The sequence below is a fragment of the Pseudomonas sp. JL27(2026) genome, assembly GCF_056933555.1.
Window position 1 is genome coordinate 388,527 of sequence record NZ_CM167794.1, and the last position, 12,883, is coordinate 401,409.

11 protein-coding genes are annotated in these 12,883 nt (G+C 59.0%); 4 read left to right on the forward strand and 7 right to left on the reverse strand.

Translation table 11 applies throughout. The features are described from left to right. Nucleotides 1–64: 64 nt before the first annotated feature. Nucleotides 65–547, forward strand: a complete 483-nt coding sequence (gene secB / locus AC1Z1G_RS01780; RefSeq protein WP_347903326.1) for a protein-export chaperone SecB — start codon at nucleotides 65–67, stop codon at nucleotides 545–547. Nucleotides 548–680: 133 nt separating this feature from the next. On the opposite strand, the gene AC1Z1G_RS01785 is transcribed toward secB, so the two are convergent. After that, nucleotides 681–1,136, reverse strand: coding sequence for a tRNA (cytidine(34)-2'-O)-methyltransferase (locus tag AC1Z1G_RS01785; protein WP_347903328.1), 456 nt, complete (start codon nucleotides 1,134–1,136; stop codon nucleotides 681–683). Here AC1Z1G_RS01785 and AC1Z1G_RS01790 point away from each other — a divergent pair. Further along, nucleotides 1,135–1,575, forward strand: a complete 441-nt coding sequence (locus tag AC1Z1G_RS01790; protein WP_483624362.1) for a hypothetical protein — start codon at nucleotides 1,135–1,137, stop codon at nucleotides 1,573–1,575. The genes AC1Z1G_RS01785 and AC1Z1G_RS01790 overlap by 2 nt on opposite strands. Before the next feature lie 580 nt (nucleotides 1,576–2,155). Here the strand turns inward: AC1Z1G_RS01790 and ntrC are convergent. From ntrC to glnA, 6 genes are all read right to left on the reverse strand, one after another. Continuing rightward, complete coding sequence (ntrC, locus tag AC1Z1G_RS01795; RefSeq protein ID WP_483624364.1) at nucleotides 2,156–3,592, reverse strand: nitrogen regulation protein NR(I); 1,437 nt, start codon at nucleotides 3,590–3,592, stop codon at nucleotides 2,156–2,158. Further along, the gene (gene glnL / locus AC1Z1G_RS01800; RefSeq protein ID WP_347903330.1) at nucleotides 3,589–4,674 is read right to left on the reverse strand and encodes a nitrogen regulation protein NR(II); all 1,086 of its coding nucleotides are present in this window, start codon (nucleotides 4,672–4,674) and stop codon (nucleotides 3,589–3,591) included. Before glnL ends, ntrC begins: the two co-directional genes overlap by 4 nt. A 253-nt stretch (nucleotides 4,675–4,927) precedes the next feature. Further along, complete coding sequence (locus tag AC1Z1G_RS01805; RefSeq protein WP_483624366.1) at nucleotides 4,928–5,554, reverse strand: DUF4124 domain-containing protein; 627 nt, start codon at nucleotides 5,552–5,554, stop codon at nucleotides 4,928–4,930. Next, a complete protein-coding gene (locus tag AC1Z1G_RS01810; RefSeq protein WP_483624368.1) occupies nucleotides 5,551–6,057 on the reverse strand; it encodes a DUF4124 domain-containing protein in 507 nt (168 codons plus the stop codon). The genes AC1Z1G_RS01805 and AC1Z1G_RS01810 overlap by 4 nt, the downstream gene beginning before the upstream one ends. Nucleotides 6,058–6,212: 155 nt before the next feature. Then, on the reverse strand, nucleotides 6,213–7,397 hold the full coding sequence (locus AC1Z1G_RS01815; protein WP_483624370.1) for a hypothetical protein: 1,185 nt from the start codon (nucleotides 7,395–7,397) through the stop codon (nucleotides 6,213–6,215). A gap of 147 nt (nucleotides 7,398–7,544) precedes the next feature. Beyond that, entirely contained in the window at nucleotides 7,545–8,951 is a 1,407-nt protein-coding gene (gene glnA / locus AC1Z1G_RS01820; RefSeq protein ID WP_483624372.1) for a glutamate--ammonia ligase, read from the reverse strand. 330 nt (nucleotides 8,952–9,281) lie between these two features. Between glnA and thiI the strand changes: the two genes are divergently transcribed. Both thiI and typA read left to right on the forward strand, forming a co-directional pair. Continuing rightward, nucleotides 9,282–10,736 carry a tRNA uracil 4-sulfurtransferase ThiI gene (gene thiI, locus AC1Z1G_RS01825; RefSeq protein ID WP_483624374.1) on the forward strand — a complete coding sequence of 485 codons (1,455 nt, stop codon included), beginning with the start codon at nucleotides 9,282–9,284 and terminating at the stop codon, nucleotides 10,734–10,736. A gap of 137 nt (nucleotides 10,737–10,873) precedes the next feature. After that, nucleotides 10,874–12,694 carry a translational GTPase TypA gene (gene typA, locus AC1Z1G_RS01830; RefSeq protein ID WP_483624376.1) on the forward strand — a complete coding sequence of 607 codons (1,821 nt, stop codon included), beginning with the start codon at nucleotides 10,874–10,876 and terminating at the stop codon, nucleotides 12,692–12,694. The last annotated feature ends 189 nt before the right edge of the window (nucleotides 12,695–12,883 follow it).

The window sequence follows — 12,883 nt, forward strand, 5'->3', positions numbered from 1 at the left end:
CCGCACTTAAGAGCAGCCAAAAACAGCAAACCCTACAAGACCCCAAGATCAAGAAGGATCTGAGATGACTGACCAACAGAACACTGCCGCTAGCGAAGAAGAAACTGCACCGCAATTCTCCTTGCAGCGCATCTACGTGCGTGACCTGTCGTTTGAAGCCCCGAAAAGCCCGGCAATCTTCCGCCAGCAGTGGGAACCGAGCGTCGGTCTGGACCTGAACACCCGTCAGAAAGCCCTGGAAGGCGATTTCCACGAAGTCGTGCTGACCCTGTCGGTGACCGTGAAAAACGGCGACGAAGTGGCGTTCATTGCTGAAGTCCAGCAGGCCGGTATCTTCCTGATCAAGAACCTCGACGATGCGTCGATGAGCCACACCCTGGGTGCGTTCTGCCCGAACATCCTGTTCCCGTACGCTCGCGAGACCCTGGACAGCCTGGTGACCCGCGGTTCGTTCCCGGCCCTGATGCTGGCCCCGGTGAACTTCGACGCACTGTACGCGCAAGAACTGCAGCGTATGCAGCAAGACGGCGCACAGACCGTTCAGTAAGCGTTCCTGAGCGTCGCAGCAAGTCCAATGTGGGAGCGGGCTTGCTCGCGAAAGCGGTGTGTCAGTCAACATCAATGTTGAAGCTGATGACCTCTTCGCGAGCAAGCCCGCTCCCACATTTGTTATGGGGGTGTTACTTGAAGCCGAGCTGGCGCCAGCCTTCGTATACGGCCACCGCCACGGTGTTGGACAGGTTCAGGCTGCGGCAGCCTTCGCGCATGGGCAGGCGCAGGCGTTGTTCGGCCGGCAGGGCATCCAGCACGTCGGCCGGCAGGCCACGGCTTTCCGGGCCAAACAGAAAGGCATCACCCTCGGCGAAGCTGGCGTCGTGGAACGGCCGCGAACCTTTGGTGGTGAAGGCGAACAACCGAGGATGGCCAAGGCTTTCCAGACAGCTGGCAAGGTCCGCGTGGCGTTGCAGGGTGGCATACTCGTGGTAGTCGAGTCCGGCCCGGCGCAGGCGTTTGTCGTCCATCTCGAAGCCCAGCGGTTCGATCAAATGCAGGTGGCAGCCGCTGTTGGCGCACAGCCTGATAACGTTGCCGGTATTCGGCGGAATTTCTGGTTGAAAAAGGATGACGTGAAACATGCACGGCTCCGAAGGTAAAGATGGCCGGCATTCTACGCCGGAAGTGGACCCGCGGCCGAAGCTATTCCCTCGGGTGATGGCCTCGTTGGCGATTGTGGGGGTGATGGTCGGCATGATGATCGGTCGCCTGACCACCCCTGACCCTACCGAGTTACAGCAGGTCGAGGTGAGCGGTGATGGTTTGGTGGTGTGGTTCAACAATGAGCCCAAGACCCATGGCGAACTGATCGACGGTAGCGTTGCGTTGCTGTTCGAGGCCGAAGGCAAGGCGCAGAAAGGCCAACTGAAGCTCAACGACAAGGACGTGAACTGGCGGGTGCGGTTGAGTGACAAGGGCTTGTTGCTGACACTGGTGGCGGCCCGGCCCCTGAAGGGCGAATGGGCCAGCAGCGAGGTCGGTGACCGCTGGCGGTTGGAGATCCATCTTCAGGCGCAATAAAAGAGGGAATCCCCGGCCTGCCTGTACCAAGGTTCCCGAAACGGGAGGGCTCTGTCGCACAGGCGGCTTAGCCCGGTGTAAAGAAGGAATTCCTGACCTGCCTGTATCAGGAACCCCAAAACGGGTGAGGGTTCGTTGTGAACCCCGGATGTAAAGAGGGGAATCCCCGGCCTGCCTGTACCAAGGTCCCCGAAACTGGGTAGTACTTGAGCTATTGCAGGGGGCGTGCCAGGTTTTAATAAAATGAAACAGAATGTTGTTCTGGAACACTCAAAGCCCCGCGTGCCGGGGCTTTCGTGTTCTTTCGATAGGGGGTCGATTACGAGTGCGGGCGGGATTCTGGATCAACGACCGTGCGCGATTGCGGTTCACGGTGCATTCAGTCGGTGCACGGAGCTTTAAATGTGGGAGCGGGCTTGCTCGCGAAGGCGTCGTATCAGTCGACATCTTAACCGTATTCGCGAGCAAGCCCGCTCCCACAGGGTTCAAAGGTGTTCACTCGATTGTGAACACACTGAAAGTCCATTGTGGGAGCCTGCTCGCGATTGGATCGAACGGTCAGTGAAGATCCAAAGGCTGCTTAACCCTCATCCACCTCGTCATCCTCCCCGCCATCAACCTTCATTCCCAATTCCTTGATCTTGCGGGTCAAGGTGTTACGGCCCCAGCCCAGCAGGACGGCGGCGTCGCGGCGACGGCCAGCGGTGTGTTTGAGGGCGGTTTCGATCATGATCCGCTCAAAGCTCGGCACTGCGCTGTCGAGCAGGCTCGATTGACCGCGTGCCAGCGCCTGATCGGCCCATTGGCGCAGTGCTTGCTCCCAGTTGGTCACCGGGGCCGAGTCTTGCGGCAGGTTCAGCAGCTCTGGCGGCAGGTCGCTGATGTGCACTTCGCGACCTGACGCCATCACCGTGATCCAGCGGCAGGTGTTCTCCAGCTGACGCACGTTGCCTGGCCACGGCAGGTTCTTCAGGTATTCCTCGGTTTCGCTTTTCAGCAGCTTCGGTTCCACCGCCAGCTCTTGCGCAGCGCGGGCGAGGAAGTGCTTGGCCAGGGTCGGAATGTCTTCGCGACGGTCCGACAGGCGTGGAATGTGGATGCGGATCACGTTCAGACGGTGAAACAGGTCTTCACGGAATTTCCCGGCGTGCACCAGGGTTTCCAGGTTCTGGTGAGTCGCGGCAATGATGCGCACATCGACCTTGACCGGCACATGGCCGCCAACGCGATAAAACTCACCGTCCGCCAGTACGCGCAGCAGGCGGGTCTGGGTGTCGGCGGGCATGTCGCCGATTTCATCGAGAAACAACGTGCCGCCGTCCGCCTGCTCGAACCGTCCGCGCCGCAGGTTGGCGGCGCCGGTGAATGCACCTTTTTCATGGCCGAACAACTCGGACTCCATCAGGTCCTTGGGAATTGCTGCCATGTTCAGTGCGATGAACGGCGAGGCTGCTCGTGGGCTATGTCGATGCAGCGCGTGGGCTACCAGTTCTTTGCCGGTGCCGGACTCACCGTTGATCAGCACGGTGATGTTGGAATGGCTTAAACGGCCGATGGCGCGAAACACTTCCTGCATCGCCGGCGCTTCGCCGATGATTTCCGGGGTGCGGGTCAGCGCAGGTGCGACTTCCAGGCCTTGTTGCTCCTGGGCGTGCTGATTGGCGCGCTTGACCAGTGATACCGCCTCATCGACGTCGAACGGCTTGGGCAGGTACTCGAACGCGCCGCCCTGATAGGACGCCACGGCGCTGTCCAGGTCGGAGTGCGCGGTCATGATGATCACCGGCAGGCGTGGGTGTTGCTCGCGAATCCGGGCCAGCAGGTCCAGGCCACTGGCACCCGGCATGCGGATGTCGGAGATGATCACGTCCGGCTGTTGCCGTGCCAGGCGGCTCATCACGCCATCAGCGCTGTCGAAGCTTTGCGTGGTCATGCCTTCCTGCTGCAAGGCTTTTTCCAGGACCCAGCGGATAGAACGGTCGTCATCGACGATCCACACGGTTTCACTACGGCTCATGTCGATGGGGCTCCTTGCTCCAGTGGCAGAAAGATCGAGAACGTGGTGTGGCCTGGATGGCTGTCACATTCGATCAGGCCCTGGTGCTGGCTGATGATGTTCTGGGTAATGGCCAGGCCGAGCCCGGTACCGTCCGGGCGACCGCTGACCATGGGAAAGAAGATGGTCTCTTGCAGGTCCGCAGGAATCCCCGGGCCGTTGTCGATGATCTCGAGTTTGGTCACCAGGCGATGGCGCACGTGGCCGATGGTGAACTGGCGCATGGCGCGTGAGCGCAGGGTGATGCGGCCCAGGCGCAGTTCGTTCTGGCTGCTGATGGCCTGCATCGCGTTGCGCACGATATTCAATACGGCCTGGATCATTTGTTCGCGGTCGATCAGTACGTCGGGAATGCTCGGGTCGTAGTCGCGCACCAAGGTGATGCAGCCCTGGCTTTCGGCCTCCACCAGATTGCACACGCGCTCCAGCACTTCGTGGACATTGCACATGGCCAGCGACGGCAGTTTGTTCGAACCGAGCATGCGGTCCACCAGGTTACGCAGGCGATCGGCTTCCTCGATGATGACGTTGGTGTAGTCCTTGAGGCTTTCTTCCGGCAGTTCACGGGCCAGCAACTGGGCGGCGCCGCGAATCCCGCCGAGCGGATTCTTGATCTCGTGAGCCAGACCGCGCACCAGCATCTTGCTGGTTTCCTGTTTGGACAGCTGCGCTTCTTCCTTGGTAATGCGCAGCAAGCGGTCACGCGGGTGGACCTCGAGCAGCAGCAGCGTGTCGCCGTTACTCAGGATCGGTGTTACCGCGTAGTCCACGGTCAGTGTCTGGCCGGTCAGGGCGGTGAGCATCGCTTCGCGCTTGGTGAACGGGTGCGCTTGCTCCACGGCCTGGCGCAGGGAATTCAGGGCTTCGGTCGACTCGGTGAACAGCTCGCTGATGAATTGCCCGTGGCTGCGCTGGCCGCTGATGGCCAGGAGCATTTCTGCCGCGGGGTTCATGTACTCAAGACGCAATTGGGCGTCGAGCAGAATGGTAGCGGTGGTCAGGTTGTCGAGTAGCAAGCGGTGCAGTGCGTCGCTGATGGTCATTAGGACCTCTTTTGGAGCAGGGCAACCCAGGGGCGATCCCGGATTGCGCGCGCGGGTTGAGCGCTGATGCGAGGAAAATGCAAAAACCAAACCAAGGCTCCGAAAAGAAGCAATAAACCCCTGAAACGGGCGTTTGAAGCTCGATCGCGTGGCGTTCTGCCAGCTTCGACGGGTACTTTCGAACCAAAATGGGTTGATAAGTGGGTAGGGTGCAACCTATTGCACCAATATAGTGCGCAAACTTGGGAGGTGTTTAGAAGAAAGGAAAAATCCCGACTTTTTCTTCTTCAGGCTTGTCGGCGAGGGGGCATTCCGGGCGTTTTCCGTAGTCGGTCATCACGCAGGGTGTGACCTGGCGCTTTTGCGCCAGGGAGATACGCAGCATGTGAAATGGCTGGTTGGCCGTGCGTTCGACGATGCGTCCTTGCTCGTCCAGTATCTCCACCGCGAGGTGGTGGCTGCCGCGATCAACATTGCTCAGGGCGAACACCGGGCTGGGCCCCGGCTCGGCGGTCGCTTTGCCATCCAGCAACAGCCGGTAACGGTGCCCGCGTTGCAGGCCGGGCTCGCTGGTGACGCTGACGATCAGTTCACCCGCGCTGCTGCGCACGGAGGCATCCGGGTCTGGCACCAGTACCCGAAGCATTTCGTAGCGAAACAGCGGTGTTTCTTCAGTCTTCCTGGGCGAGGCGTTTGGCGTGGTGCCGACGGGATGGGCTGCCATGCGATTGCCCGGTGCCAGCGGTACCCGTTTTGCATTGCCGGGTCGCGGCTGGTCGGTGAACACCCGATTGCCCTGAGCGTCGAGGTAGGTGTAAACCTCCGCCAGCGCCGGCAGGCTAATCAACCACAGGCTGGTGATGATGAGCCAGCGCTTCATGGCGTATGCACGCGCTGAACGGTGAAGGTCACCGTCGGGCTTTGCTGGACCACGCGTTCTGCGGCGAGTACCTGCACCGCGAGGCTGTGTTCACCGCGATCAATGTTGACCAATTGCAGGCGCGGCACGTTGCTCGGCTGGCCATAAGGCTGGCCGTCCAGCAGCAATCGCAACAGATGCGGCCCTTGCAGGCGGGGCTGGATCTGCACGCCGACCGTGAAGGTGCCGTTGTTGGCGCGCAGGGCTTCTTCGGTGGGCAGGCCGGTCAGTTCCAGCACGGCATACGCGGCGCTGCTGTCGTTGCGCGGGGGGGAGGGTTGTTCGGCTGCCGGTTGCTGGCGTTCAACCTGGTTGAGCGGCGGCAGCTCAACCGGCTGGCTCTTCACGCCATCGGGCGGCTGATTGCTGTAGGCAGCGTTGCCGTTGGCGTCGGTGTACTTGTAGATTTGCGCGACGGCAGGCAGGGCAATCAGAGGCAGTATCAGCAGAAAACCACGACCCATAAAAATCGACCGATAAACGAAGACGTTGGGTTGCAGCATAGGCCAACGACGAGAGTTGGCCCAAGGCGTTCACATCCCGTCATGCAATTGATCGGGATCTGGGGCCTGCGATGCCTTGGCTCGTCAAGCAGAGGCCTCGCGAAGGAGGCTGTGCATCATGGGGCGTTGGGTGTCCAGGAGCCGTTCTCATAGTTGCCACTGCCGTCCTCTGTGAGCCAGGGACCTTGGCGCTTGCCGTTCAGGTAGTGGCCGCGTTCCACTGTTTTGTCGCCGACACGGCGCTCGCTCGGGCCATTGAGTTGGTCGTGGACGTAGGTGTCGAAGCCCTGGATGTCGTTATCGGCAGGTTCATCGTTTTCGGAGGGCAGGATGTCCCAGCGGCCTTCGCGCTGGTCGTTTTCATAAAGGCCGGTCTGGGTATTCTCAGGGGAGGTGACATACCATTGGCCCTGACGCTTGCCCTCGACATAAGGGCCGCTCTGTTGGTTTTCCCAGCCTTCGCTGAAGTGCCATTCACCCGTGCGCAGGCCGTGACTGTACTTGCCTTGCGCGCGGATGAAACCATAGCCGTACACAACACTGTCGCCGTCTTCACTGCCGCGGTAGCGGGTCGGATCGGTTTCCCAGGCGATCTGGCTGACCTGATAGTTGTAGACCGTACGCGAGCCCTCATGCAGGGGTTTGCCGTAGCCGCGCCAGTAGGTGACGGTCAGGAAGCGGCCATCCTTTTTCTGGAAGGTTTTCTTGTAGGCCAGTTGTTCCTCGCCCGGCGGGGTGTGGCGGATCAGTTGCTGGCTATCGTCGAAGTAGCCGACCAGCGTGCCTTGGGTATGGTCGATCTGATCGAATTCGGCAATGTCCGAATTTTCAAAGAAGAAGCGGTGGTTGAGTTGCGTCAGTTGGGCCAGGGCCTTTTTGACCGTGAGGGCGTCGAGGGTTTTCTTGCCGTCGACGATGCGGTCGAGGGCTTTTTGCAGCGAGCCGACCTGGCTATAAAGATGATCGTTGGCGTCGTAGCGGTAGGCATGTACCTGGTAACGACCCTGCTGCTTGAACAGGACGAAGCGGGTCGGCCTCTCGCTGTCCAGCGACATGGCGAAGACAGACTCGATCGAGGCGTTGCCGAAGTTATCGAGCAGTTGCGGTGATTGCTCGGGTGCATTGCTGGGGCTGTAATAGCCTTTGACGCCATCGGCTTCCTTGAAGAATGCGAGGGTCATCGAGCTTTCCGACAGGTTGTCGAGTATCGGATGAGCCAACGGTTTGCCGTCATAGAAGGGTGCAGCGTGGGCGGTACCCCATGCGATGCAGCCGATCAGGGCCAGGTGTGTCCACTTCATGCGAATCCCTTCGTCTGGTGCGCCGAGTCAGGCACGAAATTCGCGGATTATCCATGGATGCAGTGGCTTGGGAAATCAGCGCCCATAAAAAAGACCTCCCGGAGGAGGTCTCTTTTGAGTCACGCCGCTTGCGCGAGCGCTACCGGATCAGCAGCTGTAGTACAGCTCGTATTCCAGTGGGTGTACGAAGGTACGAACCTTGATCTCTTCTTCGCTTTTCAGGGCGATGTAAGCGTCGATGAAGTCGTCGCTGAATACGCCGCCTTTGGTCAGGAACGCACGACCTTTGTCCAGCTCTTCCAGGGCTTCTTTCAGGCTGCCACACACTTGCGGGATCTCTTTCGCCTCTTCAGGCGGCAGGTCGTACAGGTTTTTGTCGGCAGCGTCGCCTGGGTGGATCTTGTTCTGGATGCCGTCCAGGCCAGCCATCAACAGTGCAGCGAAGCCCAGGTACGGGTTGGCTGCCGGGTCCGGGAAGCGTGCTTCGATACGGCGAGCTTTAGGGCTCGACACGTAAGGAATACGGATCGATGCGGAACGGTTGCGAGCCGAGTAGGCCAGCATTACCGGTGCTTCGAAACCTGGAACCAGGCGCTTGTAGGAGTTGGTCGACGGGTTGGTGAAGCCGTTCAGGGCCTTACCGTGCTTGATGATGCCGCCGATGAAGTACAGGGCGGTGTCGGACAGGCCGGCATAACCTTCGCCAGCGAAGGTGTTCTTGCCATCTTTGGAGATGGACATGTGAACGTGCATACCCGAGCCGTTGTCGCCGTACAGAGGCTTAGGCATGAAGGTCGCGGTGCGGCCGTAGGCATCGGCCACGTTGTGTACGCAGTACTTCAGGGTCTGAACTTCGTCAGCCTTGGCTACCAGGGTGTTGAACTTGACGCCGATTTCGTTCTGGCCGGCAGTCGCCACTTCGTGGTGGTGAACTTCGATGACTAGGCCCATTTCTTCCATGGCGTTGCACATGGAGGTACGGATTTCGTGGTCATGGTCGAATGGTGGAACCGGGAAGTAGCCGCCTTTGACGCCTGGACGGTGGCCTTTGTTGCCGCCTTCTACGTCCTGGTCGGACATCCACGAGCCTTGCTCGGAGAAGATCTTGAACATGGAACCGGAGATGTCGGACTTGAACTTCACTTCGTCGAAGATGAAGAACTCAGGCTCCGGGCCGACGAACACGGTGTCGCCGATGCCGGTGGACTTCAGGTATTCCTCGGCGCGGTGGGCGATGGCGCGTGGGTCGCGGTCATAGCCTTGCATGGTCGAAGGTTCGATGATGTCGCACACCAGGATCAGGGTCGGCTCTTCGGTGAACGGATCGAGCACGGCAGTCGAGTCGTCCGGCAGCAGGATCATGTCGGAGGCTTCGATGCCTTTCCAGCCAGCGATGGAGGAACCGTCGAACATTTTGCCGATTTCGAAGAAATCGTCATCCAGCGCATCACGGGCCGGCATGGTCACGTGGTGCTGAGTGCCTTTGGTGTCAGTGAAGCGCAGATCAATCCATTTGACGTCATGATCTTTGATGAGTTGAACCGACTTCGACATAGTGTCCTCCGGGTGGCTTCGGGCGGGTAGTGGAGTGCCCTTAGAATGTGGGTGCTGCCGGCGCGAATACTCTGCCAAGGCAACCTGCCTCACAAGGGAGCAAATTGCATGCCAGTGCCCCGACTTGGGTTTTTCGCCCCAATCCCACGCATATAAAGGTGAAAGCGCAGGGTTTGCGCAAAATATCGCCCTTTAATGTAGCGCTTTAAGCGATAAATGACCCGTTTTGGTGCATCGAAAACCTTCTGCACATTAACTGGTTAAACCTTGAGCAATTTCCGCTATAATCCGCGCCCCCCTTTTTCGGCTGGCCCAGCGCGCGCTGTTTTCATGAAACTAATCGTAAAAGTCTTCCCCGAGATCACCATCAAGAGCCGCCCGGTACGGATGCGTTTCATCCGTCAGTTGGCCAAGAACATCCGTGCCGTGCTCCGCGATCTGGACCCGGCTGTGGTGGTGAACGGCGTGTGGGACAACCTCGAGTTGGAAACGCACGTCACTGACCCCAAAGCCCTGAAGGACATGACCGAGCGCCTGAGCTGCATGCCGGGCATCGCGCATTTCCTGCAGGTTGACGAGTACCCGCTGGGTGACTTCGACGACATCGTCGCCAAGTGCAAGCTGCACTTCGGCGAGGCGTTGGCCGGGAAGATTTTTTCGGTGCGCTGCAAGCGTGCCGGCAAGCACGAATTCAGCTCCATGGACGTCGAGAAATACGTCGGCAGCCAACTGCGTCGTCAGTGCGGCGCCGCCGGTATTTCCCTGAAAGAGCCTGAAATCGAAGTTCGCATAGAAATTCGCGACAAACGGTTGTTCGTGATCCACAACCAGCACAACAGCATCGGTGGCTATCCGCTGGGCGCGCTGGAACAGACCCTGGTGTTGATGTCCGGCGGTTTCGATTCCACCGTCGCCGCCTACCAGATCATGCGCCGCGGGCTGATGGCGCACTTCTGCTTCTTCAACCTCGGCGGGCGTGCCCACGAATTGGGCGTGATGGAAGTCGCGCACTTCATCTGGAAGAAGTACGGCAGCTCCCAGCGCGTGTTATTTGTCAGTGTGCCGTTTGAGGAAGTCCTGGGCGAAATTCTCGGGAAAGTCGATAACAGTCATATGGGCGTAGTATTGAAGCGTATGATGTTGCGCGCTGCGTCCCGAATCGCTGATCGGCTGGACATCGAGGCACTGGTCACCGGTGAAGCGATTTCCCAGGTGTCGAGCCAGACGTTGCCGAACCTGTCCGTGATCGACTGCGTGACCGACAAGCTGGTCTTGCGTCCGCTGATCGCCAGTCACAAGCAGGACATCATCGACCTGGCCAACGAAATCGGCACCGCCGACTTCGCCAAGCACATGCCGGAGTACTGTGGGGTCATCTCGGTGAACCCCAAGACCCACGCCAAGCGTCCGCGTGTGGAGCATGAAGAGAAAGAATTCGACATGGCGGTGCTCGAGCGTGCGCTCGAGAACGCCAAACTGGTGCCGATCGATCGTGTAATCGATGAATTGGGCCAGGACGTGCAGATTGAAGAAGTCAGTGAAGCGCTGGCCGGTCAGATCGTCATCGACATCCGTCACCCGGATGCCGCTGAAGACGACCCGTTACAGCTTGCTGGCGTCGAGGTACAAGCGATGCCGTTTTATGCACTGAACGCTCGTTTCAAGGAACTGGACCCTACTCGCCAGTACCTGCTGTATTGCGACAAAGGCGTGATGAGTCGCCTGCATGCCCACCATTTGCTCAGTGAGGGGCATGCCAATGTGCGCGTTTATCGACCGAGCTAAGAGCCCGGGGCTGTTTGCCTGTGGCCTGCGTCACCGGCCCCCCGACGCCGCCGCCAAGCTGTAACGGCTTTGCGGACGCAACGTTAATCGCTGCCAAGACTTGTCAGCACACCGAATCCTCTGATCGAGATACACAAGTGATCGAAAATCTACGCAACATCGCCATCATTGCTCACGTTGACCATGGTAAAACCACCCTGGTAGACAAACTCTTGCGTCAATCCGGCACCCTGGAGCGCAACGAGCTCAACGACGAGCGCGTGATGGACTCCAACGACCAGGAGAAAGAGCGCGGTATTACCATTCTGGCGAAAAACACCGCCATCAACTGGAATGGCTACCACATCAACATCGTGGACACCCCGGGCCACGCCGACTTCGGCGGCGAAGTTGAACGTGTAATGTCGATGGTTGACTCCGTTCTGCTGCTGGTTGACGCTCAAGACGGCCCTATGCCGCAAACCCGTTTCGTGACCAAGAAGGCGTTCGAAGCCGGCCTGCGTCCAATCGTGGTCATCAACAAGGTTGACCGTCCAGGCGCACGTCCGGACTGGGTTCTGGACCAGATCTTCGACCTGTTCGACAACCTGGGTGCTACCGAAGAACAGCTGGACTTCAAAGTGGTTTACGCCTCTGCCCTGAACGGTATTGCAGGTCTTGACCACACCGACATGGCTGAAGACATGACCCCGCTGTACCAGTCGATTGTCGACAACGTACCTGCGCCGAAAGTCGACCGTGACGGTCCGTTCCAGATGCAAATCTCCGCTCTGGACTACAACAGCTTCCTGGGTGTTATCGGCGTTGGCCGTATCGCTCGTGGTCGCGTCAAGCCGAACACCCCGGTTGTCGCTATCGACGCCGACGGCAAGAAGCGTACCGGTCGTATCCTGAAGCTGATGGGTCACCACGGTCTGCACCGTATCGACGTTGAAGAAGCAGCTGCCGGCGACATCGTCTGCATCAGCGGCTTCGAGCAACTGTTCATCTCCGACACTCTGTGCGACCCACTGAACGTTGAAGCGATGAAGCCGTTGACCGTTGACGAGCCAACCGTTTCCATGACCTTCCAGGTAAACGACTCGCCTTTCTGCGGTAAAGAAGGCAAGTTCGTGACCAGCCGTAACATCAAGGAACGTCTGGACAAAGAACTGCTCTACAACGTTGCCCTGCGCGTTGAAGAAGGCGACACCGCCGACAAGTTCAAAGTTTCCGGCCGTGGTGAGCTGCACCTCTCGGTACTGATCGAAACCATGCGTCGCGAAGGCTTCGAAATGGGTGTTGGTCGTCCAGAAGTGATCATCCGCATGGTTGACGGCGTCAAGCACGAACCGTACGAAAACGTGACCATCGACCTGCCGGAAGAATCCCAGGGTTCGATCATGGAACAAATGGGTATCCGTAAAGGCGACCTGACCAACATGGTTCCGGATGGCAAGGGCCGTGTGCGCCTTGAGTACAACATCCCGGCACGTGGCCTGATCGGTTTCCGTAACGAGTTCCTGACCCTGACCTCCGGCGGCGGCATCCTGACCTCGATCTTCGACCGTTACGACACCATGAAGTCCGGCGACATGTCCGGCCGTCAGAATGGCGTGCTGGTTTCGGTCGCTACCGGTAAGGCACTGACTTACTCGCTGGAAACCCTGCAGTCGCGTGGCAAGCTGTTCATCGAACACGGCCAGGACATCTATGAAGGTCAAATCGTTGGTCTGAACAGCCGCGACAACGATCTGGGTGTTAACCCGACTAAAGGCAAGAAGCTCGACAACATGCGTGCTTCGGGTAAAGACGAAACCATCGCTCTGGTTCCACCTGTACGTTTCACTCTGGAGCAAGCTCTGGAATTCGTACAAGAAGACGAGCTGTGTGAAGTCACTCCTAAGTCCATCCGTCTTCGCAAGAAGATCCTGGGCGAAAGCGAGCGTACCCGCGCTGCGAAGAAAAGCGGCAACTGAGTTTCGACTTAGTTAGCGCTTAAAAAAACGCCCCCGACCGCAAGGTCGGGGGCGTTTTTGTTTGTCTGGGGTTTGTGCGATGTCTGTGGCGAGCGAGCTTGCTCGCGCTGGGCTGCGCGTAGCGGCCCCAGGATATTTGCAGCTAACGTCGATTTTGTGAGTGCTGCGCACTCAAGCGGGAGCAAGCTC

Bases quoted from the DNA above. Each gene is read 5' to 3' on its own strand.
- secB (WP_347903326.1), top strand. From the start codon at position 65: ATGACTGACCAACAGAACACTGCCGCTAGCGAAGAAGAAACTGCACCG.
- AC1Z1G_RS01790 (WP_483624362.1), top strand. From the start codon at position 1,135: ATGCACGGCTCCGAAGGTAAAGATGGCCGGCATTCTACGCCGGAAGTG.
- AC1Z1G_RS01785 (WP_347903328.1), bottom strand. From the start codon at position 1,136: ATGTTTCACGTCATCCTTTTTCAACCAGAAATTCCGCCGAATACCGGC.
- ntrC (WP_483624364.1), bottom strand. From the start codon at position 3,592: ATGAGCCGTAGTGAAACCGTGTGGATCGTCGATGACGACCGTTCTATC.
- glnL (WP_347903330.1), bottom strand. From the start codon at position 4,674: ATGACCATCAGCGACGCACTGCACCGCTTGCTACTCGACAACCTGACC.
- AC1Z1G_RS01805 (WP_483624366.1), bottom strand. From the start codon at position 5,554: ATGAAGCGCTGGCTCATCATCACCAGCCTGTGGTTGATTAGCCTGCCG.
- AC1Z1G_RS01810 (WP_483624368.1), bottom strand. From the start codon at position 6,057: ATGGGTCGTGGTTTTCTGCTGATACTGCCTCTGATTGCCCTGCCTGCC.
- AC1Z1G_RS01815 (WP_483624370.1), bottom strand. From the start codon at position 7,397: ATGAAGTGGACACACCTGGCCCTGATCGGCTGCATCGCATGGGGTACC.
- glnA (WP_483624372.1), bottom strand. From the start codon at position 8,951: ATGTCGAAGTCGGTTCAACTCATCAAAGATCATGACGTCAAATGGATT.
- thiI (WP_483624374.1), top strand. From the start codon at position 9,282: ATGAAACTAATCGTAAAAGTCTTCCCCGAGATCACCATCAAGAGCCGC.